This window comes from Burkholderia sp. BCC0397 (assembly GCF_902832865.1).
Lineage (GTDB): Bacteria > Pseudomonadota > Gammaproteobacteria > Burkholderiales > Burkholderiaceae > Burkholderia.
Genome location: NZ_CADFDL010000017.1, coordinates 43,589 through 67,894, shown reverse-complemented (window position 1 = coordinate 67,894; position 24,306 = coordinate 43,589). Strand labels below are relative to the sequence as shown.

At 68.6% G+C, this 24,306-nt stretch carries 30 protein-coding genes and 1 pseudogene; 21 read left to right on the top strand and 10 right to left on the bottom strand.

Annotated elements, in window-relative coordinates:
* Nucleotides 1-4: 4 nt before the first annotated feature.
* On the bottom strand, nt 5-667 hold the full coding sequence (locus tag HWX03_RS32690) for a UdgX family uracil-DNA binding protein (protein WP_175874107.1): 663 nt from the start codon (nt 665-667) through the stop codon (nt 5-7).
* Between the two features lie 232 nt (nt 668-899).
* Between HWX03_RS32690 and HWX03_RS32685 the strand changes: the two genes are divergently transcribed.
* Nucleotides 900-1,379 (top strand): response regulator, encoded by a 480-nt coding sequence (locus HWX03_RS32685; RefSeq protein ID WP_175874106.1) that lies wholly within the window; start codon nt 900-902, stop codon nt 1,377-1,379.
* 131 nt (nt 1,380-1,510) lie between these two features.
* On the opposite strand, the gene HWX03_RS32680 is transcribed toward HWX03_RS32685, so the two are convergent.
* From HWX03_RS32680 to HWX03_RS32670, 3 genes are all read right to left on the bottom strand, one after another.
* On the bottom strand, nt 1,511-1,993 hold the full coding sequence (locus HWX03_RS32680) for a PRC-barrel domain-containing protein (protein ID WP_175821395.1): 483 nt from the start codon (nt 1,991-1,993) through the stop codon (nt 1,511-1,513).
* 91 nt (nt 1,994-2,084) lie between these two features.
* Nucleotides 2,085-2,516, bottom strand: a complete 432-nt coding sequence (locus HWX03_RS32675) for a CBS domain-containing protein (RefSeq protein WP_175874105.1) — start codon at nt 2,514-2,516, stop codon at nt 2,085-2,087.
* Between the two features lie 88 nt (nt 2,517-2,604).
* Nucleotides 2,605-2,859 carry a hypothetical protein gene (locus HWX03_RS32670; protein ID WP_175874104.1) on the bottom strand — a complete coding sequence of 85 codons (255 nt, stop codon included), beginning with the start codon at nt 2,857-2,859 and terminating at the stop codon, nt 2,605-2,607.
* 158 nt (nt 2,860-3,017) lie between these two features.
* Between HWX03_RS32670 and HWX03_RS32665 the strand changes: the two genes are divergently transcribed.
* From HWX03_RS32665 to ligD, 12 genes are all read left to right on the top strand, one after another.
* Nucleotides 3,018-3,320: a hypothetical protein gene (locus HWX03_RS32665; protein WP_175874103.1), complete on the top strand. Its 303-nt coding sequence runs from the start codon at nt 3,018-3,020 to the stop codon at nt 3,318-3,320.
* Nucleotides 3,321-3,502: 182 nt separating this feature from the next.
* On the top strand, nt 3,503-3,760 hold the full coding sequence (locus HWX03_RS37115; RefSeq protein ID WP_244132837.1) for a hypothetical protein: 258 nt from the start codon (nt 3,503-3,505) through the stop codon (nt 3,758-3,760).
* A complete protein-coding gene (locus tag HWX03_RS32660) occupies nt 3,757-4,068 on the top strand; it encodes a hypothetical protein (RefSeq protein ID WP_175874102.1) in 312 nt (103 codons plus the stop codon). The genes HWX03_RS37115 and HWX03_RS32660 overlap by 4 nt, the downstream gene beginning before the upstream one ends.
* Before the next feature lie 47 nt (nt 4,069-4,115).
* Entirely contained in the window at nt 4,116-4,430 is a 315-nt protein-coding gene (locus HWX03_RS32655; RefSeq protein WP_175874101.1) for a hypothetical protein, read from the top strand.
* Nucleotides 4,431-4,506: 76 nt separating this feature from the next.
* Nucleotides 4,507-4,944, top strand: coding sequence for a DUF892 family protein (locus HWX03_RS32650; protein ID WP_244132836.1), 438 nt, complete (start codon nt 4,507-4,509; stop codon nt 4,942-4,944).
* Between the two features lie 218 nt (nt 4,945-5,162).
* A complete protein-coding gene (locus tag HWX03_RS32645) occupies nt 5,163-6,596 on the top strand; it encodes an RNA polymerase factor sigma-54 (protein ID WP_175874100.1) in 1,434 nt (477 codons plus the stop codon).
* A 72-nt stretch (nt 6,597-6,668) separates the two neighbouring features.
* Nucleotides 6,669-6,857 carry a DUF3008 family protein gene (locus HWX03_RS32640; protein ID WP_174434824.1) on the top strand — a complete coding sequence of 63 codons (189 nt, stop codon included), beginning with the start codon at nt 6,669-6,671 and terminating at the stop codon, nt 6,855-6,857.
* A 46-nt stretch (nt 6,858-6,903) separates the two neighbouring features.
* The gene (locus tag HWX03_RS32635; RefSeq protein ID WP_006498332.1) at nt 6,904-7,065 is read left to right on the top strand and encodes a DUF1328 family protein; all 162 of its coding nucleotides are present in this window, start codon (nt 6,904-6,906) and stop codon (nt 7,063-7,065) included.
* Nucleotides 7,062-7,448: a DUF3022 domain-containing protein gene (locus tag HWX03_RS32630; protein WP_175874099.1), complete on the top strand. Its 387-nt coding sequence runs from the start codon at nt 7,062-7,064 to the stop codon at nt 7,446-7,448. Before HWX03_RS32635 ends, HWX03_RS32630 begins: the two co-directional genes overlap by 4 nt.
* 129 nt (nt 7,449-7,577) lie before the next feature.
* Nucleotides 7,578-7,733, top strand: a complete 156-nt coding sequence (locus tag HWX03_RS32625) for a hypothetical protein (protein WP_175874098.1) — start codon at nt 7,578-7,580, stop codon at nt 7,731-7,733.
* An 82-nt stretch (nt 7,734-7,815) separates the two neighbouring features.
* Nucleotides 7,816-8,829, top strand: coding sequence for a Ku protein (locus HWX03_RS32620; RefSeq protein WP_175874097.1), 1,014 nt, complete (start codon nt 7,816-7,818; stop codon nt 8,827-8,829).
* Between the two features lie 39 nt (nt 8,830-8,868).
* The gene (gene ligD, locus HWX03_RS32615) at nt 8,869-11,703 is read left to right on the top strand and encodes a DNA ligase D (protein ID WP_175874096.1); all 2,835 of its coding nucleotides are present in this window, start codon (nt 8,869-8,871) and stop codon (nt 11,701-11,703) included.
* A 3-nt stretch (nt 11,704-11,706) separates the two neighbouring features.
* On the opposite strand, the gene HWX03_RS32610 is transcribed toward ligD, so the two are convergent.
* The gene (locus HWX03_RS32610) at nt 11,707-13,029 is read right to left on the bottom strand and encodes a cation:proton antiporter (protein ID WP_175874095.1); all 1,323 of its coding nucleotides are present in this window, start codon (nt 13,027-13,029) and stop codon (nt 11,707-11,709) included.
* A 43-nt stretch (nt 13,030-13,072) separates the two neighbouring features.
* Nucleotides 13,073-13,441, bottom strand: coding sequence for a DUF3175 domain-containing protein (locus tag HWX03_RS32605; RefSeq protein WP_175874094.1), 369 nt, complete (start codon nt 13,439-13,441; stop codon nt 13,073-13,075).
* Between the two features lie 172 nt (nt 13,442-13,613).
* On the opposite strand from HWX03_RS32605, the gene HWX03_RS32600 reads away from it, so the two are divergent.
* The 5 genes from HWX03_RS32600 to HWX03_RS32580 all read left to right on the top strand — a co-directional run bounded on the left by HWX03_RS32600 (nt 13,614) and on the right by HWX03_RS32580 (nt 16,165).
* Nucleotides 13,614-14,054: a hypothetical protein gene (locus HWX03_RS32600; RefSeq protein WP_175874093.1), complete on the top strand. Its 441-nt coding sequence runs from the start codon at nt 13,614-13,616 to the stop codon at nt 14,052-14,054.
* 85 nt (nt 14,055-14,139) lie between these two features.
* Entirely contained in the window at nt 14,140-14,505 is a 366-nt protein-coding gene (locus HWX03_RS32595) for a DUF3022 domain-containing protein (RefSeq protein WP_175874092.1), read from the top strand.
* Between the two features lie 250 nt (nt 14,506-14,755).
* Nucleotides 14,756-15,304, top strand: coding sequence for a type 1 glutamine amidotransferase domain-containing protein (locus HWX03_RS32590; RefSeq protein WP_034209240.1), 549 nt, complete (start codon nt 14,756-14,758; stop codon nt 15,302-15,304).
* Nucleotides 15,305-15,308: 4 nt separating this feature from the next.
* A complete protein-coding gene (locus HWX03_RS32585; RefSeq protein ID WP_175874091.1) occupies nt 15,309-15,638 on the top strand; it encodes a DUF1488 domain-containing protein in 330 nt (109 codons plus the stop codon).
* Nucleotides 15,639-15,919: 281 nt separating this feature from the next.
* Nucleotides 15,920-16,165 carry a hypothetical protein gene (locus HWX03_RS32580; RefSeq protein ID WP_175874090.1) on the top strand — a complete coding sequence of 82 codons (246 nt, stop codon included), beginning with the start codon at nt 15,920-15,922 and terminating at the stop codon, nt 16,163-16,165.
* 22 nt (nt 16,166-16,187) lie between these two features.
* Here the strand turns inward: HWX03_RS32580 and HWX03_RS32575 are convergent, their stop codons facing one another.
* From HWX03_RS32575 to HWX03_RS32565, 3 genes and pseudogenes are all read right to left on the bottom strand, one after another.
* Nucleotides 16,188-17,438 carry a phosphatidylserine decarboxylase family protein gene (locus tag HWX03_RS32575; RefSeq protein WP_175874089.1) on the bottom strand — a complete coding sequence of 417 codons (1,251 nt, stop codon included), beginning with the start codon at nt 17,436-17,438 and terminating at the stop codon, nt 16,188-16,190.
* A gap of 536 nt (nt 17,439-17,974) precedes the next feature.
* Nucleotides 17,975-18,496: pseudogene (locus HWX03_RS32570) on the bottom strand (malto-oligosyltrehalose synthase); the annotation flags it as partial.
* A 49-nt stretch (nt 18,497-18,545) separates the two neighbouring features.
* Complete coding sequence (locus tag HWX03_RS32565; RefSeq protein WP_175874088.1) at nt 18,546-19,865, bottom strand: MFS transporter; 1,320 nt, start codon at nt 19,863-19,865, stop codon at nt 18,546-18,548.
* 244 nt (nt 19,866-20,109) lie between these two features.
* On the opposite strand from HWX03_RS32565, the gene HWX03_RS32560 reads away from it, so the two are divergent.
* The 3 genes from HWX03_RS32560 (at nt 20,110) to HWX03_RS32550 (ending at nt 23,364) form a co-directional block, all read left to right on the top strand.
* Entirely contained in the window at nt 20,110-21,048 is a 939-nt protein-coding gene (locus HWX03_RS32560; protein WP_175874176.1) for a LysR family transcriptional regulator, read from the top strand.
* Nucleotides 21,049-21,450: 402 nt separating this feature from the next.
* Nucleotides 21,451-22,356 carry an SDR family NAD(P)-dependent oxidoreductase gene (locus tag HWX03_RS32555; protein ID WP_175821375.1) on the top strand — a complete coding sequence of 302 codons (906 nt, stop codon included), beginning with the start codon at nt 21,451-21,453 and terminating at the stop codon, nt 22,354-22,356.
* A gap of 78 nt (nt 22,357-22,434) precedes the next feature.
* Complete coding sequence (locus HWX03_RS32550) at nt 22,435-23,364, top strand: LysR family transcriptional regulator (protein WP_175821374.1); 930 nt, start codon at nt 22,435-22,437, stop codon at nt 23,362-23,364.
* 17 nt (nt 23,365-23,381) lie between these two features.
* Here the strand turns inward: HWX03_RS32550 and HWX03_RS32545 are convergent, their stop codons facing one another.
* Nucleotides 23,382-24,164: a citryl-CoA lyase gene (locus HWX03_RS32545; protein ID WP_175821373.1), complete on the bottom strand. Its 783-nt coding sequence runs from the start codon at nt 24,162-24,164 to the stop codon at nt 23,382-23,384.
* Between the last annotated feature and the right edge of the window lie 142 nt (nt 24,165-24,306).

Sequence of the window (24,306 nt, the reverse complement as noted above, 5' to 3'; positions counted from 1 at the left end):
CCGCTCATCCGGCGTCCCCGTGCGACGGGCGCCCGTCGCCGTGGCGTCGCTCGCGCGCGAGGCGCGACGCGGTGCGCAACGCGTCGACCAGCGTGCGGTACGCGTGTTCGCGGGAATCGGCGCCGCGCGTGCGCAGCACGTACGACGGGTGATAGGTCGCGACGACGAGCCGGCCGTCGGCGGTGCGCACCGGCGCGCGCGTGCGCTCGAGCGTCGCGTCGTTGTCCTGCAGCACCGCGCGCAGCGCCGTCGCGCCGAGCGCGACCACCACGCGCGGCTGGACGGTTTCCAGCTCGCGTTCGAGCCAGTAGCGGCACGCGGCCACTTCGCGCTGCGCGGGCGTCTTGTGCAGCCGCCGCTTGCCGCGCGGTTCCCATTTGAAGTGCTTGACCGCGTTCGTCAGGTACACGTGCGTGCGGTCGATCCCGGCTTCGTCGAGCGCGCGGTCGAGCATGCGGCCGGCCGCGCCGACGAACGGCAGGCCCGCGCGGTCCTCCTGGTCGCCCGGCTGCTCGCCGACCAGCATGATCGTCGCATCGACGGGCCCGGCGCCCGGCACCGGCTGCGTCGCGTGTTCCCACAGCGCGCAGCGGCGGCACGCGTCGAGCGTGCGGGGAGCATCGTCGTCGGGCGGCGGCGCCGGAGGGTCGGGCGCTTTGCGGGTCATGCGGCGCCTCCGGCACAGGCCGAACCCGCCGCGCGGCGCGATCGTGCGGAACATGCGGGCGCGCGTGCTGTCGCACGCGCAGAGGGAAGCAAACCGGATGATCGAAGCCGCATCGTGCGCATGAAAGACTCCTGTGTCGACGATGCGACGGAGGCAGCAACCGGCATGCCGCATGCAGTCGGGATGGGCGCGCGCCTTGCGTGGCAAGCCCGTCCCACGACAGGAGAAGCAGATGCAACCCGACCCCGGCGACGATCCGGCCGCCGACGACGTGCTGCTGTGGCGCGCGCCCGACAGCGTGCCGCGCCGCCCGCGCCGCGTGCTGGTCGTCGACGACTATCGCGATGCGGCGGATGCGCTGCGCCTGCTGCTCGAGGCGCGCGGCTTCGAGTGCCGGGTCGCCGACGATCCGTTCGCCGTGTGCGACGTCGCGCGCGACTGGCAGCCGTTCGCGGTCGTGCTCGACATCGCGATGCCGGGCCTCGACGGGCTGGAACTGGCGACGCGGCTGCGCGGCGATCCGCAAACGTCGGACATGCTGCTGATCGCGTGCAGCGGGCTCGCGTCGCAGCGGGATCGCGAACAGGCGAAGGAGGCCGGCTTCGATGCGCATTGCGCGAAGCCGCTGACGCCGCACCGGCTGCTGGGCTACCTCGAATCGGCGAGCGGCGGCGCGGTGACACCGGACGAGGGCGTTACACGACCCTTGTAAAAAGGCTGGCGGCGTGTGGGGCGCGGCATCCGCCGCCGCGGCGCGGGCAAAAAAACGCCCCGCGCGAGCGGGGCGTATCGAACGAATGCGGAACGGATGCGCCGGTGAACCGGCGCCGCGTCAGGGAGCGGTCAGTGGCGGCCGCGCGTGCGCGGATCGTCGAGCTCTTCGGTCGGGTCGGTCAGCCCGAGCTCGTCGCCGGCACTCCAGTACGGGGTGCTGCCGTAGAACTCGTGCAGCGGCTGGGCCCATTGCGGATCGGCCATCGCCGGCCAATGGTCCTTGTCGAACCCCGGCGCGTTGCGAATCCGCTCGGACGATACCGACAGCAGGAAGCACTTGCGTTCGGTGTCGAGCGTCAGCGCGCTCCACGGAATCGCGTGGAGCTTGTCGCCGATGCCGAGGATGCCGCCGCTCGACAGCACCGCGTACGCGATGCGGCCGGAGCGCACGTCGAGCATGATGTCCTTGATCTTGCCGACATCGTCGCCGTCCGTCGTATAGACCTTGTCGCCTTCCAGCGTATCGGCCGCCATCACGTCGGGGCCGGGGCCGGCCGCCGTCGCGGCGCCCTTGCCGATGATGCGGGTCTGACCTTGATCGGAAGTCTGCATGGTTTCCTCCAGGCTGTGTGGGGCGCGACCGTGCCCGGGGCGGGCCCTGCGGGTCGCGCGGGGTTGTCGAGGCGGGGCGGAAATCGCTCCGTCACGTCTGCTTCGGTTGCGACACGCCTTCCAGCGTGTTCGCCACGTCGTCGCGTTCGGGGCTGGCCGTGCGCGTCGCGATGTCGGCGAGCGACAGCATGCCGACCAGCCGCTTGTCGTGATCGACGACGGGCAGCCGGCGCAGTTGCGCGTCGGCCATGTAGTGCTGGATCTCGTCCAGCGAATCGTCGTCGAAGCACCATTCGGTCGGGCCGGACGCGACCTCGTGGATCCGCGTCTCCGGCGGCTTGCCGGCCGAGATCGCGCGCACCGCGAGATCGCGGTCCGTCACCATCCCGATCAGCCGGTTGTTGTCGCACACGGGCAGCGCGCCGATGTCGTAGCGCTCCATCAGTTGGGCGGCGTGACGGATCGAGTCGGTCGGGGCGATCCGCACGACGTCCTGCGACATGATTTCGTTGACGCGATGCATGAAATTCTCCTTGCGAGTGGGGTGAAGCAATGTGCCGATGCGGCCGCTTCGATCCAGCAAACCGCATGCCGTGCGCGCGGCCGTCGTGTCATTCGTCGTCGCGTTTGCGCTTGTCCTGCCACGGCCCGTCGTCGTGCGTGCCGGGCGGCGTGTCGGGCTCGATGCGCGTGATGCCGCCGGTCGCGGGCGCGTCGCTCGCCGGAAACGTGTCCTCGAGCTGCTTGTCGATATGACGCTCCGAGTGGCGCGTGTGCGTGCGGTCCCGGTCCTTCAGCGGCGGTTGCGGGTCGGGCTGCCGCTCGTGTGCCGGTGCGTCGTAGCCGTGCCGGGTCGAATCCTTCATGGCGGTGCTCCGTATCGGGGACGATGAGCCGGCTGTGCCGCAACCGGCGTTCCCGGTTCGCACACATGGCACGCGACTTGCAGCTGCAACGACGACGACCATGACGACACAGCGCAACAGCGTGCCTGCTGCGCGCACATCGAGCGGGAGGCACGACGATGATTCCGAAACGACGACCAGGGGTGCGCTATGAGATCAACGTATGCGGCGGCGGATTCGATTCGGTGAAGATCCATTTCGATACGTGGAAGCACGAACCGCTGATCTACCGGCCCGAGCGCCGGATGTTCGAAGGCAAGGCCGACGTGCGGCGGCTCGGCGACGAGACGTTCGGCGCGACCGAACCCGCGCGCTTTGCGCTGCAGCGCGCGTGCGAGCCGGCGGATCCGTATGCGCTCGCCGCGCGCGTGCGGGACGATGGCCGCGAGCTGTGGCTCGTGATGGCCGCGTACGACGCGTAGCGGCGCGCTTGCAAGTTTTGCAGCGAGCGGTGTAGCGAAGACATGGCGCTTTGTGCTGGACTGCGCGCCTGCGTATCGATTCCCGCATGCGGGCGGCGTGAACGGACGGCACGCGGTTTGCGAACCTTCGGTACGCGGCCGTCGCGCCGATCCCGACCCGAGCCTCGCAACGATGGAAGCCGATGACACCCGAACCCGCGCAGTGGCTGCAACGGCCCGAGCCGCCGCTCCCCGACATCGAGCCGGACCCCGAGCCGCCCGATCCCGACGACGTGCCGCCGGACCTGCCCGAGCCGTACCGGCAACCGGAGGGTGACCCGCCCGGGCATGCGCCGCCCGAACACGAGCCGCCGTCGCGCGAGCCGCCGGTGCGTGCAGGGTCGGTGGGCGCAAGGTCGGTGGGCGCACGGCCGCGAACGAAAAGGGAGGGACTGCCATGAGCATTCGCGTGAATCCCGGCATGCTGCGCGACATCGCCGAGACGTTCGGCCGCCATTTCGAAGCGCGCGCAATCGCGTTCCATGTGGAGGAACAGCCGGCCGGTGCGTTGCATATCGGTTTTCGCGTCGACGGCCGTCCGGCGTCGCTGACCGTCACGTTCGACCCCGACGCCTTCGCCGCGCTCGAACGGGCCGACGTCGAACGGCAACGCGGCACGCTCACGCGCGTCGCGGCCGAATTCGACACGATGATGGCGCGCCGCGCACCGACCGCGTACGCGGGCGATTTCCATTTCAACCGGCTGTGAGCGGTGCCATCATGGCGTTGCCCCGAGCCGTCGAAAGGAGGATGTCGATGAACACGATCCAGACGATACGCGCAGGCGCCTGTGCGTTCGCTGCCGCGTGCGCGCTGGGCGCATGCACGCAACCGACCAGCGGCCCCTATGGCGCGCATCCGGCGCCGCCCGCGCCCCCCGACGGCCGCGGCGCGCAGTCGACCACGACGATGCCGGATGCGAATACGCGCTACGACACGCGTCCGTCGCCGGGCAACACGATGCCGCAGAGCACGACCGTCGACGTACCGGCCGACGTGCCGTCGCCGGGCCCGAACGGCACGCAGGGCGACCCGCCGCTGCCGGGCACGCCGCCGCCGAAGCAGTACTGACACGACGCGTTGCGGGGACGCCTCGCGGCGACGCGTCGCGGCACGCCGCACCGCGATGCGGCCCTAGGCCGAGACGATGATCGGCGCGCAGATGAAGCGGGTCGGCCACTATCCGCCATTGCAGGACCGGCTTCGGCTGCATCTCGACGAGACGCTCGGTCAGCAGGCGCTCGTCGAAGCGTGCCTGATGCGGCTCGGCACGTCGCCGTCGGCGACCAGGGATCTCGCCGCGCGCGTCGCCGCGTACGGGCAGATCGCGAGCGGCATGCTGGCGGACGACGAAGTCGTGAAGACGGCGTTGGTCGCTTATGCGTTCGAGCAGCTCGAGATTGCCGCGTACACGGCGCTCGTCGCGGCGGCGCACGCGGCCGGCGAAGAGGAGATCCGCGCGTGTTGCGGGCGAATCCTGCAGCAGGAGCGCGACATGGCCGCATGGCTGCTGCGCTATCTGCCCGAGTTGACGACCGCCTTTCTCGATCGTTCGGCGGTCGACCGCATCGATGCGAAGCGGTGACGGAGCGCTCGGCCCGACCGTGCGGGGCGCGCGTTCCCGTGAGCGAAATACGTTCCCCAAACTTCCCCCCGGCTTGTAAAAAAGCGGCCTCGGCGGGTGGCGAGACGGGGTACGAACCCGCGAGACCCGCGACGTATCGCGCTTCGCGCGACTGGCACGGAAGCTGCATGACGTCCGGTAGAAGACATACCGCGAACCGAACCGTCAGGAGGCTTTCGATGCCCGTCTCGCTTGCGCTGCAGATGCGACAGCATCTCGCACTTACGCCGAGGCTTCAGCAGTCGCTGCGGCTGCTGCAGCTGTCCTCGCTTGAATTTCAACAGGAATTGCGTCAGGCGCTCGACATGAACCCGTTTCTCGAAGATGGCCAGGGCGACGAGGAAACCGCTGCGGAGACACCCGAGCAATCGATCGAAGCCGCCGCGCCCGAAGCGGCGCCCGAGCACGACGACATCCGCCCGCCGGAAGGCGAGGTGCCGTTTACCGCCGCGCCCGCGCCGCGCGGCACGAGCCGTCAGGGCGAGGACGGCGACGGTCTGTCGCCCGGCGAATGGATGGCTGCCGAGCCGTCGCTGCATCAGCAACTGCACGATGCGCTGCGGCTCTATCCGCTCAACAAGCGCGACCGCGAAGCCGCGCGCCTCGTGATCGATGCGCTGGACGACGACGGCTACCTGCGTCAGGAGCTTCCCGAACTTCTGGTCGCCGCCGATCCGGCGTGGCTGCTGTCGGAGCAGGATCTCGCGGTCGCGCTGCGGCTCGTGCAGATGCTCGACCGGCCGGGCATCGCCGCTCGTTCGTTATCCGAATGCCTGGTGTTGCAGCTCGATGCGATTCCGGCCGGCACGCCGGCGCTCGCGGAAGCGAAAGCGATCGCGCGCGAGCATCTGGAGCGGCTCGCGCGGCGCGAGACGGCCGAGATCCAGCGGCGCCTCGGCTGCAATCAGCCGACGCTGCACGCGGCCTGCGCGCTGGTGCGCGGGCTCGACCCGCGCCCGGGCAGTCACTACGGCAGCACGCGCGGCGATTACGTGGTGCCCGACGTGATCGTGCGCCAGGTGCGCGACGAGTGGATCGTCACGATCAATCCGGCCGTGCTGCCGCGTGCGCGCCTGCACGAGCGCTATGCGACGCTGTTCGCGCAGTCGAGCGGCGAGCGCGATTCGCCGCTCGGCCAGCAACTGCAGGAAGCGCGTTGGCTGATCCGCAACGTGCAGAAGCGTTTCGACACGATTCAGCGCGTGGGCGAATGCATCGTCGCGCGGCAGCGCGATTTCTTCCGCTACGGCGAGATCGCGATGAAGCCGCTGGTGCTGCGCGACATCGCGGAAGAGCTCGACCTGCACGAATCGACCGTATCGCGCGCGACCGGCAACAAGTACATGGCCACGCCGCACGGCACGTTCGAGTTCAAGCATTTCTTCCCGCGCAAGCTCGAGGCGGCCGGCAAGGGCGTGTGTTCGGCGTCTGCCGCGAAGGTGCTGATCCGCGACATGATCGCGGCCGAGCGGCATACCGACCCGCTGTCCGACGTCGCGCTCGCGGAGAACCTCGCGGGCCGCGGCATCCTTCTTGCGCGTCGCACGGTGACGAAGTATCGCCAGGCGATGAAGATTCCGCCGGCCGACCTGCGGCGTCGCGACGCCGCGTGACGGCCCGATTGTTCCAACCCCGCGCGTGCCGCGCGTTGCGTCGGCTCGCGCGCCAACGAGAGGAGCGCAACCATGCCAGCCAAATCCCAGGCCCAGCAGCGCGCCGCAGGGGCCGCGCTGTCGGCCAAGCGCGGTGACACGAAAATGAAGGATCTCAAGCCGCCGGCGAAATCGATGGCCAAGTCGATGAGCGAGAAAGAGCTCGAGAAAATGGCGTCCACGCCCACGCACGGCAAACCGAAACACAAGCACGATGCGTGACCGGCGCCGACGTTTAGTGACGACTGCTGTCATCCAGGAGGGTTCCATGCTTCGATACGCCATCATTTTCTTCGTCATCGCGATCATCGCGGCCGTGTTCGGGTTCGGCGGCATCGCGGCTGGCGCGGCCGAGATCGCGAAGATCCTGTTCTACATCTTCGTCGTGATCTTCCTGGTCACGCTGCTGCTGGGCGTCGTCCGACGATGAGCGTGACCCCCGACCGATCGCAGCGCGTGAAGGAACTCGAGCACGCGTTCGCGATCGGGTTTCCGTCGCAGTCGACCGTCGTCGTGCAGCCGGACGACGCATCGGGCCGGCTGACGGTTCACGTGTCGTGGGTGCGCGTGCCGTCCGACGAGGACGCGCGCGAATGGCGCTGCACGGTCGACATGCGGTTCGATGCGGACGTGATCGAACGCTACGCGTTGCTCGACGAGCCCGATCGGCTGCGCGTGCGCACGCAGCTATGCGACCGCGCGCGGCGCGGGGTGGACGAGCACAAGCCGCGCATCGAGGATACCGTGATCGAATGCAACGTGGCGCTCGACGTGACGCGCGCCGAATTCGACGCGGCGCTGCGCGCGCCCTGACACCGCAGCCGGCCCGCGGGCGCGTTCGCGACGCGCCGGGCCGGCTTTCCCTGCCGTCCGCGCGCGCGTGCCGCGGCGCGTCACCGTGCGGCAGCGGCTCCCTACAGAATTCCATGAGGATGCCTGACAATGAAGAATCCCCCATCCGCCGGCGAGACCCCACCGACGCAACCGACGCAACCGACGCCACCGCACGACAGCGCGAAATCGAACACGCTGTCGGATCACATCGGCCAGCATCGCGTGTGGGCGCGCGAACAGCAGGCGGCGGAGCTGCCGGCATAGGGCCGAAAGCGGCCGACAGCGGCTTGCGCCGGACGGCGCGCCTGCCCTCGGGCGGGCGCGCATTCGGCAAGGAGGAACACGTATGGCACCGCGGATGATATGGAAAGGCGCGATCAGCTTCGGGCTCGTGCACGTGCCCGTGCAACTGTTCCCGGCGACGCGCACCGTGAAGCCGTCGTTCCGGATGCTCGACAAGCGCTCGATGGACCCGATCGGCTATCGGCAGATCAACAAGCGCACCGGCAAGGAAGTCACGCGCGAGGACATCGTGCGTGGCTACGAGTACGAGAAGGAACGCTACGTCGTGCTGAGCGACGACGAAATCCGCGCGGCGAACCCGGAATCGACGCAGACCGTCGACATCCTGACCTTCGTCGACGAGGACGCCGTGTCGTTTCTCTATCTCGACACGCCGTACTACCTGGTGCCCGACCGCAAGGGCGAGAAGGTCTACGCGCTGCTGCGCGACGCGCTGAAGGACAGCGGCAAGATCGGCATCGCGCTCGTGGTGATGCGCGACCGCCAGCATCTGGGCGCGCTGATCCCGGTCGGGCCGATGCTCGCGCTCGATACGCTGCGCTGGCAGGAGGAATTGCGGCCGCTCGACGAGCTGTCGGTGCCGGCCGGCGACGCGAAGGGCGCGGGCGTCACCGCGCGCGAACTCGGCATGGCGAAGAAGCTGATCGACGACATGTCCGGCAAATGGACGCCCGACGAATATCACGACACGTTCCGCAACGACATCCTCGAACTGGTCGAGCGCAAGGTGCGTGCGGGCAAGGTCGAGGAGATCGAGGACCGGCCCCCGCAGACCGGCCGCGCGGCGAGCAACGTGGTCGATCTCACCGAGCTGCTGAAGCGCAGCCTGAAGGGCGGCGCCGGCGCGCGGGCGGCGGATCTGCGTGAAGAGCGCGACGAAGCGGAGGACGGCGCGTCGTCGTCGTCGCGGGGCGGCGCGCGCCGCAAGCCGGCGGCGAAACCCGCATCGAAAGGCGCGGCGACGAAAACCGCCGCGAAGAAGACCGCCGCGAAACGCAGCGCGACGAGCGACCCTGCGGCGAAGAAGACCGCCGCGCGCCGCAAGCACGCGGCGTGATACCGATGACACCGACTCCGATTCCGACGAGGTGACGCGATGGCCGGCAAGCTCGATCCGTATCGCCGCAAGCGCCATTTCGGCGCGACGCCCGAGCCCGAAGGGGCGCACGGGAAACGTCGCGCGAAGGCGGGGACGAAATCGGACATGAAACCGAAGGCAAAGCCTGCCGCCCGCGCAGGCCATCCGCTGCGCTTCGTGATCCAGGAGCACCACGCGCGACGGCTGCACTACGACTTCCGGCTCGAACTCGACGGCACGCTGAAGTCGTGGGCCGTGCCGAAGGGGCCGAGCTTCGATCCGCAGGTGAAGCGGCTCGCTGTGCATGTCGAGGACCATCCGCTCGAATACGCGTCGTTCGAAGGCGAGATTCCGGCCGGGCATTACGGTGCGGGGTCGGTCGTCGTCTGGGACGAAGGCACGTGGACGCCCGATGGCGGCGTCGCGCACGCGCGCGAAGGCTATCGGGCGGGCAAGCTGACGTTCCGGCTCGACGGCGAGAAGCTGCATGGCGGCTGGGCGCTCGTGCGCAGCGGGCGACAGGAAGGGCGTCAGGAGCAATGGCTGCTGATCAAGGAGCGCGACGACGCCGCGCGCAGCGCCGATGAATTCGACGTCGTCGGCGAGCGGCCGGGCAGCGTGCATGACGGTGCGTCCAACGGCGCGGCGCGCAAGCGCGCGACGCGGCGCCACGGGTCGAACGGCGCGAACCGCGCGGACGACGCGGACGGCGATGCCCGTGCCGCGCGACACGAAAGCCACGGAAAACACGGAAGCCACGAAAGCCACGAAAGCCCCCGCCCCGCCGAACCGTCGCAAGTCGAAGGCGCGGTGCGCGCGCCGCTGCCCGAGCGCGTCGCGCCGCAACTCGCGACGCTGGTCGACGCACCGCCGACCCACGGCGGCTGGTGTTACGAACTGAAGTTCGACGGCTACCGGATCCTCGCGCGTATTGCCGGCAAGGGCGCGCGCCGGCGCGTCACGCTGATGACGCGCGAAGGCCGGGACTGGACCGCGAAGCTGCGCGCGCAGCGCGACGCGCTCGCGGCGCTCGACGTCGACGACGCATGGTTCGACGGCGAGGCCGTCGTCCTCGGCGAAAACGGCCTGCCCGATTTCCAGGCGCTGCAGAACGCGTTCGGCGCGGACCGCTCGGACACGGTCACCTTCTTCGTATTCGATCTGCCTTATCTCGACGGATACGACCTGCGCGACGCGCCGCTCACGGCCCGTCGCGCGCTGCTCGAACCGCTGCTCGCGGACAGCGACCCGGCGCGCGTGCGCTTTTCGCCGGATCTCGGCGAGGACGTCGCGTCGCTGATCGCGAGCGCCTGCGACGCGGGCCTCGAAGGGCTGATCGGCAAGCGTGCGGATTCGCGCTATCGCGCTGGCCGTTCGCCCGCGTGGATCAAGCTCAAATGCCGGCGTCGGCAGGAGTTCGTGATCGGCGGTTTTACGGAGCCGTCGGGCAGCCGGCACGGCTTCGGTGCGCTGCTGCTCGGCGTGCACGAACCGGCGCCGGCCGGCAAACGGCGGCGTGGGCCGGGGCCGCTGCGCTACGTCGGCCGCGTGGGCACCGGCTTCGACGCGCGGATGCTCGACCGTCTCGCCGCGATCCTGCGCAAGCATGAACGCGACACGATGCCGTTCGATGCGCCGCCGCGCGAACGCACGCGCACCCGCGTGCACTGGGTCGAGCCGACGCTCGTCGCCGAATGCGAATTCGCGGAATGGACCGGCGACGGCATCGTGCGGCAGGCCGCGTTCATCGCGCTGCGCGACGACAAGCCGGCGGAGCAGATCGTCCGCGAGATGCCGAAACACACGGAAAACACGGAAACGGAGGTGACGATGGATCGACGCCAGACCACCCACGACGACAAACGCAAGCGCGCAGCGCATGTCGCTCATGAAACCGCCAGTCGCAAGCATCCCTCACGTTCTCGCGCAGTCGCCCGCGCCGACGGCGACGCGTCCGGCCCTGACCAGCTCGGCCGCGTGCGCATCACGCATCCCGAGCGCGTGCTCGACCCGCAAAGCGGCACGCGCAAGATCGACCTCGCGCATTACTGGCAATCGGTCGCGCCGTGGCTGCTGCCCGACCTCAAAGGCCGGCCCGTCTCGCTCGTGCGCGCGCCGGGCGACATCGCCGGCGAACTGTTCTTCCAGAAGCACGCGGAGCGCCGCGAGATCCCGTTCGTCACGCAGCACGAAGGGCTCGACCCGGGCCACGGGCCGCTGCTGTCGATCGACAGCGTCGACGCGCTGCTCGGCGCCGCGCAGATGGGCACGGTCGAGCTGCATACGTGGAACGCGCATGCGTCGAACATCGAGCGGCCCGACCGCATCGTGTTCGACCTCGATCCCGATCCGGCGCTGCCGTGGCGCACGATGATCGACGCCGCGCAACTCGTGCGCGGGCTGCTCGACGAACTCGGGCTCGTGTCGTTCTGCAAGACCAGCGGCGGCAAGGGGCTGCACGTCGTCGTGCCGCTCACGCGGCATGCGGGCTGGGACGACGTGAAGGACTTCTCGCGCGCGGTCGCGCAGCACGTCGCCGGCACGCTGCCCGACCGTTTCACCGCGACGATGGGGCCGCGCCACCGGCGCGGCAAGATCTTCGTCGACTGTCTGCGCAACGGGCGCGGCGCGAGCACGATCGCCGCGTATTCGGTGCGCGCGCGGCCCGGCATGGGCGTGTCGGTGCCGCTCGACTGGGACGAGGTTCCGGAGACGACGGGCGGCGCGCAATGGACGATCGATACGCTGCACGAACGTCTGGACATGTTGAAGCGTGACCCTTGGGATGGCTATGCGAAGGCGCGCCAGCGCATCACCGCGGCGATGCGGGCGCGGCTCGGCGCCGAAGCATGACCGTCAGTGCCGATGCTGTTGCAGCCGGTAATACCAGTTCATCAGCGGCGTCGCGGAAATCCCGTGCGCGACCACCGATGCGGACACGACGGCCAGCACCGGCGCCGCGAGCGGGCGCACGACCTCGGACGGCCCATGCTCGAGCGCGAACAGCAGGTAGTAGAACGAACCGATCCCGCGGATGCCGAACCACGCCATCAGCCGCCGCTGCGCATGGGTCGCACGCGAACCGGTCAGCGTGAGCAACACCGCGAGCGGGCGCACCGCGACGAACAGCACGACGGCCAGCGCGGCGGCGCCCCACGTGATCAGCGGGCCGGGCCGCGTCGAGAGCACGCTGCCGATCATCGTCATCACGACCGCTTCGGCGATCCGTTCGAGCTCGATCGTGAAGCCGAGCACCGATTCGGCCATGAACGCATGCGCTTTGTCCGGATGCTTTTCGGTGGCGACGACGTCTTCCGAATCGATCTGGCCGATCACTTCGCGCGGCGGGCGGTCGCCGCTCGCGCGATGCTCGACGCGCCGCATCGCGACGCCGGCCGCGAACGTCGCGATGAAGCCGAACGTATGCGCGACCTGTGCGGTGCCGAACGACAGCACGATCAGCGCCAGCGCGAAGAAGCCTTCGAGGCCGAGCGCCTGCGCGTGGCGCGTGCGCAGCCAGCCGATCGTCTTCGTCATGACCCAGCCGAGGCCGCCGCCAATCGCGGCCGCGCCCGCGATGCCCCACAGCGCGACGAGCGCGAACGTGCCGGACAGCGGCGGGATGCTGTGCGTCGCGCCGGGTGCGCCGCACAGCGCGAGCCCCGCGAGCGCGAACGGCAGCGCGATGCCGTCGTTCATCCCGCCTTCGCCGGACAACGCGAAGCGCACCAGGTCGCGATCGCCCGGATCGTGCACCTGCACGTCGTGCGCGAGCACCGGGTCGGTCGGCGCGAGGATCGCCGCGAGCAGCAGCGCGGGGCCCCAGCCGAGCCCGAGCGCGAGCACCGCACATACGGCGAGCAGCGGCACGGTGACGATCATCGCGAGCAGTCCGAGTCGGCACGGCACGAGCCACAGCTTGTCGGACAGCGGCACGCGCAATCGCAGCCCGATCGCGAACAGCGACACGAGCAGCGCGACTTCGACGATCTCGCGCAGCAGGCGGCCGTCGCGTTCGAGGTCGAGGTGCAGCAGGCCGGCGCCGGCCGGGCCGAGCGCGACGCCGAGCACCAGGTAAATCATGGCCGCGCTGCATGGAACGTGGCGCAGCGCGGACGTCACGACGCCCATGCCCAGCAGCACCGCGCCGATGATCAGGTACCAGAGGGTTTCTTGCATGCGTGGGAATCGCAGCGGAGGGAGACGGGCGGCGCGCCAGCCGTCATGGCTTGCGGCCGAACGCTTCGCGCAGTTTCCGCTTCGCGCGTTCGAGCGTCGTGCGGCGCGTTTTGGGCAGGTTGCGGCCCGCGCGGTTCACGTAGAAGTTCAGCATCGACATCGCCGACTGGAACGGCGACGCCTTGCGGCGGCGGCTGTGTTCGGCCGAATGCTTCAGCGACGCGGCGATCGCGGCCGGATCGTCGGATTTGAAGATGTCGGGCTCGATGTCGAGCGCATCGCTTGTTTGCGTGACTTCGCCGGACCAGCGCTTGCGGTGGGCCGGGTCGGCGCTGCGCGCGCGGCCCGGGCGGCGCGTGTGGCGCTTGCCGTGCGGGTGGGAAGCAGAGGCAGAAGCAGAAGTGGAAGGCATAAGGCGGGGGCTCCGTATGGGGTCACAGGACAGGGGTCACAGGACAGTCGTGTGGAGAAAGCCGGCGCAAACCGCGTGCCGCGTCGCGAACGTTGCCCGCGACGGCATGGGCCTTGCTAAAAGACCGAATCAGGAATTTCCATCACACCATCTTCCACCGGGAGAAAACGCCATGAAGTCAGGATTCGAATCGAAGTTTGTCGTGCGGCGCGTGCTGGCCTGCGCGGCTGTCGCGATCGTCGCGGCCGCGCCGGCCGCGTGGGCGCAGAACTCGCAGCGCTCGGACGAGGGCACCGGCGCGCCGAATCCGTCGATGGACATGTCGACGCCGGGCACCAACGGCAATACGGCCGCGCCGCCTCCGCCGGCGCGCACGCAGCCGCGTGGCGCGAAGCACGGCATGCGGTCGCACAGCGGGGCGGCCGGCCACGTGAAGCCGGGCGGCGGCCCGAACGGCGCGGGCGAGGGCGGTAGCGGCGCCACCGGCGGCGGGGTCGGCGGCGGATCGGGTGGGGCCGGTGGCTCGGGCGGGGCGGGCGGTACGGGCGCCGGCAACGGCGGTTCGGCGGGCTCGGGCGGCGGGGCCGGCGGCGGCGGTTCCAGCGGTTATTGACGGTGTCGTGCCGGCGCGGCCGGCACGGCGCGATGGCGGCGCGGTTTCCCGGGACGGGCGCGCCGCCACCACGCAGGAGGACATCATGCAATCGAATTCCCGGATTTTTCTGGAGCACGACGAGATCGACGACGATGCAAGCGACGCGGACGATCTCGACACGACGGTCCACGTGGACGTCGAAACGGGCAGGGTCATGTTTCATGCGGCGTGGGCGAACCCCATCGAGGCGCCGCCCGAGGCGGCCCGGCATTCGGTCGTGCTCGCGCTCGAATGCTCGACGATGGAACGCTACGCGGATCTCGACGACGGCGCGCGGATGCGCGTGCACGCGATGCTGCACGATGCCGTGCAGCAGACGCTCGATCAATTGCCCGATACCGACGAAGACGTGACGCTGACGGTCGAGCTGACCGACGCGATGCTCGATGCGGCACGTCATCTGCAGTAATCGCGCCGGATCGACGCATGGTGTCGCGTTACATCCCGTTGAAATCTTTGCATCGGGATGGGCCAATGGACGTAGGCGCGCGTGGGCCGAGCCGGACTACGGGTCGGTCCCCGGCGAACGCCTGAATGCGCACGGAATGCACACGCGCATGACCGCACACGCCTATCGCGTCCGCCCGGCCGGAACGGCGATTGCTGCATGACGGCACGGCACGACGTGTGCCACCCTATCCCAATCCACGGAGGCATTCATGAGCGGCAGGCTGGATCATTGCAAGGTAGCGATTCTCGCGGTCGACGGCTTCGAGGAAGCCGAGCTCGTCGAACCGCAGCGCGCGCTCGCGGCCGAAGGCGCGCAGGTGGACGTGATTTCGCAGAAGCGCGGCGAGATCCAGGGTTTTCGGCACGTCGACAAGGGCGAGCGCGTGAAGGTCGACCGCACGTTCGACGATGCGCGCGAAGGCGATTACGACGCGGTCGTGCTGCCGGGCGGCGTCGTGAACGGCGACGCGATCCGGATGCTGCCGGCCGCGCGCGAATTCGTGACGGCGGCCGTCGGCGCCGGCAAGCCGGTCGCGGCGATCTGCCACGGCGGCTGGCTGCTCGTGTCGGCCGGGCTCGTGGAGGGCAAGACGATGACGAGCTGGCCGAGCCTGCAGGACGATATCCGTCATGCGGGCGGCAAGTGGGTGGACGAGGAAGTCGTGCGCGACGGCAACCTGATCACGAGCCGCAAGCCGGCCGACCTGCCCGCGTTCAACGGCGCGCTGGTCGAGCGTCTCGCGTCGCGGGGGGCATGAGCCGATGCCGGCCGATTCCACCCGCCCCGTGACGCTCACCGACGCACCGCCCACGTTCGACGGCGCGGTGCTGCAACTGCGCTTCATCGTCGACGTCGATGGCGCGCCGCAAATCTGCGCGATTACCGTCGAGGCGCTGGAAGATCATTTCGGCGCGCCGTCCGCGCTGGAAGCCGACCTGCGCGACGCGTTCGAGCGCGGCCGCGCGCGTATCGAAGCCGCGTGCGCGGACGTGCTGGCCAGCGGTAACCACGACGTGGTGTTGCACAGCGGGTATTTCCGTGCGCCGGGCGGGCGTGCGCGGGCCGGGTTGTTTCGCTCGCGGCGGCCGTGAGCGAGCGGCGCGCAAATTCCCGGCGCGTTTCGCACGCATTTTCTTCGGCCGCACCCGGCCACCCCGGCCGGTCACCCCGCATCCGGCCACCCATCCGGCCACCCGTTACATGCCGTTGAAAACTTTGCAGCGGCTCGAACGCGCCGTCCGGTGCCACATCACGCGGCGCGCACACTGCACGGACGCCGGTCGCATGGCGCCGCTTGGCACAGTCCCTGCATGCTCGTCACGTCGCCGGCGCACGATTCGCGTCGCGCGTAGCCGCCAACGGGGAAACGAGCATGCTGACCGCCCATGAATTTGCCGCGCTGTTCCTGGTGCATCACGCACCGGAGCAGATTCAGACCGATCGCGACGACGTCGTCGCGCTCGTCGAACAACAATTGATCGTGATGCAGCGCGACGACGCATCGGGCGCGCACCGGCCGGCATTGACGGCCGACGGACTGTCGGTCCTGCAGAGCGTGCAGCGTCATGATGCTGCCGAATCCGACGCGATCGGCCTGAATGACGCCGCCGACGCGTGACGTACCGGGCCGCGCGCGGCACTTACCGCGCGATCGCGACGGGCGCGTTGACCTGCACGACCGGCGGTTCACCTTCGATCGGGGGTGAGCACAGGAAGCGGTCGATCACGCCGGCCTCGAACAGTAGACAGTAGGTCGAGCCGCCGAACTGGAAGTAGCCGATCTCGTCGCCCTTGTCGACGCGCTGGCCCGGCATGACGTCGATCACGCACGACGACACGTCGCCCATGCCGACGAACACGGCCGCCACGGTGCCGATGCCGGGATCGTCGCTCGAGATCGCGACCACCGCGCGCGCGGCGACCGCCGTCATGTAGCCCTGCGAGTCGTTGAGCCCGGCCGGGTCCGGGCCTTCCGCTTCGGCGACCGAGTAATACGTGCCGTCGACCCGATACGCATGCGTGACGACGCCGCGCACCGGCGCATGCCAGCGGTGGTAGTTGTACGCGCTGAGGTAGGCCTGGTAGACGTCGCCGCCGACGAAGCGCTCGGCGAGCGGCAGCCAGGCGGGCGTGAAGAGGTCGCGCAGCGAATACGGCTGCGCCTTGATCCAGAACGTGTCGCGCAGCTTCACGTTCGTTTCGGTGTGATAGGGCGCGGCTTCGCACGCGCTGACGATCACGTGCGGATCGTCGGGCGCCGCAACGGGCCGCGCGCCGTCGCGAAAGCGCCGCGTGAAGAAGTCGTTCCACGAATCGAAGCCCCAGTGCGGCTGGTCTTCGCGATACTGGAACTGCGACAGCCCCAGGCGCTTGCGTGCTGCGTCGCAGAACCAGCCGTCGGGCGCCGACGTGTCGAGATGCGCGCGCGAATGCGGGCCGCCGAGGAAGTCGCACCATGCGTTCAATACGCGCTTCAACTGCGCGTTGACGGCCGCGTCGCGAAACACCGCGTGGCCCGACGGCATGCACATCGGCCAGTCGAAGAACGCGTTCAGCGGGCACACGATCAGGCTTTCCTCGCTGAACGGCGGCGTGTAGGTCATCAGATGGTCGAGCACGGTCATCAGCTCGCCGATCGACGCGTAGCCGAGCCGGTATCCCGATTCGCGCGCTTCGTCGATCGCGCGGGTCAGGCTCATGCGCAGCACGGCGTTGTCGTCGAACAGCCGTGCGAGTTCCTGCACGGCCGGCGTGCGCAGCCGCTCGCCGGCATGCGCGCGCGCTTCGCTCGCCATTTTTTCGCGGAACGCGGCCATGTGTGATTCCTCGGTGGCCATCCATTCTCCGAGGCGACGGCGTGTGCCGGGCGGCGGGTTGCGATTCGTCGACATCGTCACCTCCGGAACGGTTGCGGTCGAAACGATGGAGCAAGGCGCTTGCCCGGTGGGCGGCACTGAAATTGCTGCGTTCGGGCGACCGGTTTCTTTCGATGACTCAATGACTCAGGAGAGAAAAATGGCTACAGCTTCGAACGCGCGACAGACGAACGATGCGGGGTCGACGGACGAACGCCGCCGCAGCGGGCAGCGGACCGTGACGCCGACGCGCACGCGAGCCCGCACGCATGCGGCGGGTTCTCGTGACCACGCGCGGCGCGCCGAGCGCGGGAACGACAGCGGGAACGGGCCGGTGACACCGAGCCGCGGAGAAGAGGCAAGGAAACCGTTGTGGGAGGACGACAGGGGCGAGATGCCGCCGGAGGAGTGGTCGTGAGGTTGTCGACGCACATCGTTGACTGCACAAAATCGCTTACGATCGGGCGTTTCGGTTGAAATTCGATTACGCGTGCACAAAATCGATTATTTACGGCACGTTTTGCACAAAATCGATTTCGGCGACTCAGGCTGGCGCCCATTGGGCACCGGCTTCAATTCCCACTCCGCGCCACGACGAGCACCGCCGCAGGTAGCAGCGATCGAGCGCCAGCTCGCCTTCAGGCGCATCGATCGCGTCCCGCACATTCAACCAGTCAATCCACGGTCCTTCAACCTCGCGTGGCAGCACGACCGCCGTATCGCCCCATTCCCGAGGCTCCACGCGCGGCAACGCCGGCGCGTCACCCAGCAACCGGCACGCGAGCCGCGTCGCGACCACCACCACGGTGGCCGCGTCGCCGCACCGCGCGAACGCCACCGCATGCCGCGCGAGCTTGCCGCGCACACGCAGTGGAAACGTACGCGCCGTCCGCAAACGTCGTCGGCTACCGCGCACGCAGCGCCAGCATCCGCTCGATCGGCGCGCGCTTCACGCGCGCATCGGGCCACGCCGGCAGATACGATGCAACGGGCCCGTCGACCGGTTCCGCCGCCAGCGTCGCGAACGGCACGTCGCGCCGGTTGTCCGGATCGACGAGCGAGTGATCCCATCACTCGGTACCTTGATACAGATTCGTCGCTGAAACAAACGTCCCTGCAACACCACGACGCGTGTAGGTCCGCCTACGTGGCGACCGACTGCGCGTGCGAATGCACGGGCGCCGCGCGCCGCATCAGCGTGAGCATCACGGCGCCGAGGAATGCGATACAAGCGAGGCTCAGCATGCCGGCGTGCGGGTTCGCGAATGCCTGCTCGGCCCAGGTCTTGAGATTCGGCGCGACGAAGCCGCCGACGTTGCCGAGCGAATTGATCAGTGCGATGCCGCCGGCCGCCGCCACGCCGCCGAGATAGTTGGTCGGCAGCGTCCAGTACAGCGGCTGCACGGAGACGAAGCCGCTCGCCGCAAAACAGAACGCGACGATCACCGGCACCAGGCTCGAAAAGAATGTCGACGCCGCGATCCCGCAGCCGGCGCAAACGAGCATCAGCGCAGCCAGCCTGCGATGCTCGCCGGTACGGTCGGCGATGCGTGTCGTCCACCGCGTCACGGCCAGCGAGCACAGCCACGGTATCGCGGTAATCAGCCCCACGCCCAGATCGACCTTGCCGCCGTGGAGTTCGGCGATGCGGGTCGGCAGATAGAAGACCACGCCGTATACGCTCATCTGTACCGTGAAATACACGAGACAGAATGCCGCGAGCCGCGGGCTGCGGAACAGGTCGCGCAAGGTCGCCGGACCGTGGCCCAGCTTGGCGGCATCTTCCTGCGAGAGCGCATCGAGCAGCGCACGGCGTTCGTCGTCGGCGAGCCAGCCGGCTTGCGCGGGGCCGTCGCTCAGATAGAAGAATGCGATCACGCCGACAACCGATGCGAGCAGCCCTTCGATCACGAACATCCACTGCCAGGGTGTGAGCCCGAATGGGGCTTGAAGGCCGAGCAGCAAGCCCGACAGCGGGCCGCCCAGCACCAGTGCGAGCGGCAGGCCGAAGTAGAACACGCCCATGGCCTGCGCACGCACGTGTCTCGGAAACCAGTAGGTGAGATAGAGTATGACTCCGGGAAAGAAGCCCGCCTCGGCGGCCCCGAGCAGCACGCGCAGCGCATAGAACGTGGTGGCGTCGTGCGCGAAAGCCATCGACGCCGACACCAGCCCCCACGTCACCATGATGCGGGACATCCACAGCCGCGCGCCGAAGCGATGCAGCGCGAGATTGCTCGGCACTTCGAATATCGCGTAGCTGATAAAGAAGATCCCCGCGCCGAACGCAAATGCGCCGTTCGACAAACCCGTGTCCGCCTGCAGGGCCGCCTTGGCGAAGCCGACGTTGGCGCGATCGATGAACGCGATCACGTACATCAGCACGAGAAACGGCAGCAGGCGCCTGAGGCACTTGCGGATGGCGGTGTTGCACGCGGGCGTCGTGGCCGGGCTGGAAGGCATGTAACGGGTCTCCGGATGCGTGTCGCGGCGGCGGAGATCATGCCCGGTGGCGACAGCGATGTCTTTGTACGAAGCCGGCGTGGTGGTGCCGACTTCGGACGACTATAGGAGCCGGCGCCGATAATATCCATTGACGTTTTTCTATGCGTCGATAACTATTTTCGATACCCCGGCGAATGCTGATCGCCGCTCTTCGTTCCTTCCTTCGTCGTTCGCAGTGGGTCCCTTTCCTTCCGAGCGTTCCATGATCCCGCCCGCACTCACGCTCCAAAGCCGCCTGAAGATGCAGCATCTGCGCTTGCTGCTGTCGATCGAGGCACGCGGTTCGTTGCGTCAGGCAGCGGACGCGCTCTCGCTCTCGCAGCCGGCCGTGACGAAAATGCTTCAGGACATGGAGGCGCTACTGGGCGTCACGTTGTTCGAGCGGCATCTGCGCGGACTTCGGCCCACGCGCTTCGGCACGGCGGTCACGCGCTACGCGACCCTCGTCTTCTCGGACCTGGCGAACCTGCATGACGAACTGATGTCGCTGGAAACGGGCCGAATCGGCAAGGTGCGGATCGGTGCGGTCATGGCCCCGACGCCGGTGCTGATGGCGGAAGTGATCCGCCGGCTCAAGCGCGATCATCCCGGGCTCAACATGACCGTTCATGTCGATACCAGCGACATGCTCGTGCCGATGCTCGAGCGCGATCAACTCGATCTGGTGCTCGGGCGCGTGCCGGAAGGCTGGGATGCCAGCCATCTGATGTTCGAGCAACTGGGCGACGAGCGGCTGGCTGTCGTGGTGGGATGCAATCACCCGCTGGCGACGCGGCCCGATCTCACGTTCGGTGAGCTGGCGACTTACCCGTGGATTCTTCAACCGCGTCCGAGCCCGATGCGGGCGTTGATCGATCGTTCGTTCGAGGAGGCGGGCGTCACGGCGCCGCAGAGCACCATCGAAACCGCGGCGATCCTGATGACGACGTCGTTGTTGCCCGGCAGCGACCTGGTCGCCGTCGTCCCGATGGCGGTCGCGAAATTTCACGCGAGCATGGGCCTGCTGCACATCCTGCCCGTACCGTTGCCGCGCAAGCTCGACCCGTACGGCATCGTCACGCGCCTCGGCCGTCCGCCGAGCGCGTCGATGACGTTGTTCGTCGACGTGGTGCGGGCCGTGGTGGCGGAGGGTGTGCAGTAGTGGACGGTGACCACGCGCTATCCGCGTCGACGATTCGATGAGCGACGACCGGGGCTACCGCCGGTCCCGGTTTCCCGGAGCAGGGTTTTTCCCCGGCGCGACGCTTCCGGTTCGCTTGATCGTGCCGAATGCGGCGGCATGACAGGCGTTCGCATCCGCCGCGGGCGGTCGTCCGGGTGGTCGCGGATGCTGCGCCACCAAGCGGTTTTGCGCCGAGCGCGATGGACGCTGTCGTGTTCAACGGCACACGCGCGGAAGCGCGTACGTCCGGTGCTGCCGAAGCCCCTCTCTCGGAAATACGAAGTTGCGCGAGCCTCCGCATGTCACGCTCGATGGGAGCCCGGCGGCAACCGCAACCCAGCCTTGCGCCGGCCTGGTCATCGAACGGAATCGAGGTGAAGCATGGTGGAGGGCAAGGTGGTGGTGGTCACGGGGGCGGGCGGCGGCATCGGGCGCGATATCGCGCTGGCGATGGCGCAGCATGGCGCCCGGGTGGTGGTCAACGACATCGGCGCGTCGCTCGACGGCGCGGGCGGGAGCGCGGCGCCCGCGCAGCAGGTGACGGACGAGATTCGCGCACGAGGCGGCAGCGCGGTCGCCAACACCGATAGCGTGGCGGACGCCGCCAGCGCCGCGCGGATCGTCGCGTGCGCGATGGACTGCTTCGGTCGCGTCGACGCGGTGGTCAACAACGCGGGCATCCTGCGCGACCGCTTCTTCCACAAGATGTCGGCCGACGAGTGGGACGCCGTGTTGAAAGTGCACCTGTACGGGAGCTTCCACGTCAGCCGGGCAGCGGCGCCGTACTTCAAGGATCAGGAAGCGGGCGCGCTGGTGCACATGACGTCCACGTCGGGCCTGATCGGAAACCTCGGCCAGGCCAACTACGCGGCGGCCAAGCTGGGTATCGCCGCGTTGTCGAAGTCCATTGCGCTGGACATGCGCAGATTCAACGTGCGCTCGAACTGCATCGCGCCGTTTGCGTGGAGCCGCATGATCGGCGCCATCCCGACCGACACGGACGAGCAGCGGGCGCGCGTCGCCAAGATCCAGCAGATGACGCCGGCCAAGGTCGCGCCGCTGGCCGTGTATCTGATCAGCGATGCGGCCGGCGAGGTCAACGGGCAGATCTTCTCGGTGCGCAATAACGAGATATCGCTGATCAGCCAGCCGCGCCCGGTGCGATCGATCCATCGCTCGGAGGGCTGGACGCCGCAAGCCATCGCCGACCATGCGATGCCGGCCATGCGTTCCGGGTTCTACCCGCTGGAACGATCCCCGGATGTGTTCAGCTGGGATCCGGTGTAAGGTCGCTCTTGTCCACCCGGCCGGGTTCATGCGACGGAACGCGGCCGGCGCCTCATCGTCTACTCGGCTGGCTTTCATGTGAATCTCCATTTCGATCTGTTCGACCTCCGGCTCTTTTGTCACGTGGCAGAGGCGCGCAGCCTCACGCGCGGCGCCGAGAAATCCTGCATTTCCCTGCCGGCCGCCAGTACGCGCATCAAGCAGATGGAAGAGGCGGTGGGCAGCAAGCTCCTGCACCGCAGCGCACAAGGCGCGAGCCTGACCGCCGCCGGCGACGCGCTGCTGTATCACGCCAAGCTGGTGCTGCAGCGCATGGAGCACTTGCGTTGCGACATGCAGGACTTCGGCAAGGGCATCAAAGGCCATGTCCGCATCTTCGCCAACACCACCTCGATCACGGAATTCCTGCCCGAGCGCCTGGCGGTCTTCCTCGCCGAGCATCCGATCGTGCGGATCGATCTGCGCGAATTCCTGAGCGAGGAGATCGTGCGCGCCGTCGCAGCCGGAGAGACCGATATCGGCATCCTCTCCGACGACGTTCACACGGGCGATTTCGAATCGCGCCCGTTCGGACGCAACCAACTGGTGCTGGTCGTGCCGACCGGGCATCGCCTGGCCGCCGCGGCCGGGGTCGCCTTCGTCGATACACTGGAGGAGCAGCACGTGGGACTGCACCACGGCAGCGCCATTCATCGCTTTCTGCAACGGCGCGCGGAACTCGCGGGCCGAAGCTTCCTCCCGCGCATCCAGGTCGGCAGCTTCGAGGCGATCTGCCTGCTGATCCAGGCCGGCGTCGGCATCGGCGTATTGCCGGCGACCTCGGCGGGCCGCCACGCGCGCGTCATGGACATCGCTATCGTCCCGCTGTTCGATCCGTGGGCCATGCGCGAACTGAAGATGGTCACGCGCAATCGCGAACAGTTGCCGGCGTCCGCGCGCGCGTTGTTCGATCATCTGTCGTTGCCTGACGACGCGCCGGCACCGGTTCCGACTCTGCCTGGAGATTAGCGCTAGGGCACGGCCTTTCAGCCGAGGCTGGCGTCGCCGACCTCGTGTTCCACGCGCTGCCAGATCTCCACCGCCATCGGATCGTCGATCTCCTCCAGGATGTGCCCGACCAGGCCGATCGCGCGCGCCATCACGCCGATGCCGCGAATGATGCGCCACGGAAAACCGAACTCGGCGGCAATCGCGCCGATGGCCCCGGTGGCGTTGACCGGCAACGACTTGCCCGACACCCGTTCGGCCTCTTCCTGCACGGCCTGCATGAGCGCCACGTAGTGGCCCGACAACCCGTTCTCGGCGGCGATCTGGAACAGCCGGGGCGTGCGTGGATCGACCGGCTTGTGCAGCGGGTGGCCCAGGCCGGGCACGATCTGCTTGCGGGCACGGAAATCGGCCACGATGTCGCGCGCCAGGTCCGCGAGCGGACGAGACGGTTGCGTGCCCGGCGGGATGGCGTCGTAGAGCATCCTGGCGGCGCCCTCGGTGCTGCCGACGAACACCGTGCCCAGTCCGCACAGCCCTGCCGCCACCGCGGCCTGCAGCGCTTCGGGCGCGCCGGCATAGGTCAGGCGCGCCGCCAGCGCGCTGGGGGTGATGCCGTGTTCGACCAGCGTCACCACGATCGCGTTGAAGGTGGTCGACTCCTGTGGCGTCGGCATACGGCCGGTCAGTTCCAGGAAGGCCATGTCGCCCAGGTTCAAGTGCCCCAGGATTTCAGAGGGCAGATCGCGGCCGCAGACCGTGATCTTGTCCGGGGTGCTGTGGCCGAGGCGGCAGTGCAGCGTTTTTCTGACCTTGTTCATGTGCGTGTTCCTGGCAGGGGTGGTGTGTCGGCGTTCCGTCAATGATGGAAATCTAACGCGGCCGGCTTCGGGGCCGTTCCATGAATGCGAAAGACTCCCTTCGGCAAAGACAAATCGGATTCGCCGGTCTTTCTGGCACGCT

Excerpts from the sequence above, each read along its gene's own strand:
- HWX03_RS32555 (WP_175821375.1), top strand. The coding sequence starts at position 21,451 with ATGGTGGAGGGCAAGGTGGTGGTGGTCACGGGGGCGGGCGGCGGCATC.
- HWX03_RS32675 (WP_175874105.1), bottom strand. The coding sequence starts at position 2,516 with ATGCATCGCGTCAACGAAATCATGTCGCAGGACGTCGTGCGGATCGCC.
- HWX03_RS32610 (WP_175874095.1), bottom strand. The coding sequence starts at position 13,029 with ATGCAAGAAACCCTCTGGTACCTGATCATCGGCGCGGTGCTGCTGGGC.
- HWX03_RS32630 (WP_175874099.1), top strand. The coding sequence starts at position 7,062 with ATGAGCGTGACCCCCGACCGATCGCAGCGCGTGAAGGAACTCGAGCAC.
- HWX03_RS32660 (WP_175874102.1), top strand. The coding sequence starts at position 3,757 with ATGAGCATTCGCGTGAATCCCGGCATGCTGCGCGACATCGCCGAGACG.
- HWX03_RS32690 (WP_175874107.1), bottom strand. The coding sequence starts at position 667 with ATGACCCGCAAAGCGCCCGACCCTCCGGCGCCGCCGCCCGACGACGAT.
- HWX03_RS32670 (WP_175874104.1), bottom strand. The coding sequence starts at position 2,859 with ATGAAGGATTCGACCCGGCACGGCTACGACGCACCGGCACACGAGCGG.
- HWX03_RS32605 (WP_175874094.1), bottom strand. The coding sequence starts at position 13,441 with ATGCCTTCCACTTCTGCTTCTGCCTCTGCTTCCCACCCGCACGGCAAG.
- HWX03_RS32600 (WP_175874093.1), top strand. The coding sequence starts at position 13,614 with ATGAAGTCAGGATTCGAATCGAAGTTTGTCGTGCGGCGCGTGCTGGCC.
- HWX03_RS32680 (WP_175821395.1), bottom strand. The coding sequence starts at position 1,993 with ATGCAGACTTCCGATCAAGGTCAGACCCGCATCATCGGCAAGGGCGCC.
- HWX03_RS32645 (WP_175874100.1), top strand. The coding sequence starts at position 5,163 with ATGCCCGTCTCGCTTGCGCTGCAGATGCGACAGCATCTCGCACTTACG.
- HWX03_RS32565 (WP_175874088.1), bottom strand. The coding sequence starts at position 19,865 with ATGCCTTCCAGCCCGGCCACGACGCCCGCGTGCAACACCGCCATCCGC.
- HWX03_RS32545 (WP_175821373.1), bottom strand. The coding sequence starts at position 24,164 with ATGAACAAGGTCAGAAAAACGCTGCACTGCCGCCTCGGCCACAGCACC.
- HWX03_RS32560 (WP_175874176.1), top strand. The coding sequence starts at position 20,110 with ATGATCCCGCCCGCACTCACGCTCCAAAGCCGCCTGAAGATGCAGCAT.
- HWX03_RS32625 (WP_175874098.1), top strand. The coding sequence starts at position 7,578 with ATGAAGAATCCCCCATCCGCCGGCGAGACCCCACCGACGCAACCGACG.
- HWX03_RS32650 (WP_244132836.1), top strand. The coding sequence starts at position 4,507 with ATGATCGGCGCGCAGATGAAGCGGGTCGGCCACTATCCGCCATTGCAG.
- HWX03_RS32655 (WP_175874101.1), top strand. The coding sequence starts at position 4,116 with ATGAACACGATCCAGACGATACGCGCAGGCGCCTGTGCGTTCGCTGCC.
- HWX03_RS32575 (WP_175874089.1), bottom strand. The coding sequence starts at position 17,438 with ATGTCGACGAATCGCAACCCGCCGCCCGGCACACGCCGTCGCCTCGGA.
- HWX03_RS32685 (WP_175874106.1), top strand. The coding sequence starts at position 900 with ATGCAACCCGACCCCGGCGACGATCCGGCCGCCGACGACGTGCTGCTG.
- HWX03_RS32635 (WP_006498332.1), top strand. The coding sequence starts at position 6,904 with ATGCTTCGATACGCCATCATTTTCTTCGTCATCGCGATCATCGCGGCC.
- HWX03_RS32665 (WP_175874103.1), top strand. The coding sequence starts at position 3,018 with ATGATTCCGAAACGACGACCAGGGGTGCGCTATGAGATCAACGTATGC.
- HWX03_RS32590 (WP_034209240.1), top strand. The coding sequence starts at position 14,756 with ATGAGCGGCAGGCTGGATCATTGCAAGGTAGCGATTCTCGCGGTCGAC.
- HWX03_RS32585 (WP_175874091.1), top strand. The coding sequence starts at position 15,309 with ATGCCGGCCGATTCCACCCGCCCCGTGACGCTCACCGACGCACCGCCC.
- HWX03_RS32580 (WP_175874090.1), top strand. The coding sequence starts at position 15,920 with ATGCTGACCGCCCATGAATTTGCCGCGCTGTTCCTGGTGCATCACGCA.
- HWX03_RS32595 (WP_175874092.1), top strand. The coding sequence starts at position 14,140 with ATGCAATCGAATTCCCGGATTTTTCTGGAGCACGACGAGATCGACGAC.
- HWX03_RS32640 (WP_174434824.1), top strand. The coding sequence starts at position 6,669 with ATGCCAGCCAAATCCCAGGCCCAGCAGCGCGCCGCAGGGGCCGCGCTG.
- ligD (WP_175874096.1), top strand. The coding sequence starts at position 8,869 with ATGGCCGGCAAGCTCGATCCGTATCGCCGCAAGCGCCATTTCGGCGCG.
- HWX03_RS37115 (WP_244132837.1), top strand. The coding sequence starts at position 3,503 with ATGACACCCGAACCCGCGCAGTGGCTGCAACGGCCCGAGCCGCCGCTC.
- HWX03_RS32620 (WP_175874097.1), top strand. The coding sequence starts at position 7,816 with ATGGCACCGCGGATGATATGGAAAGGCGCGATCAGCTTCGGGCTCGTG.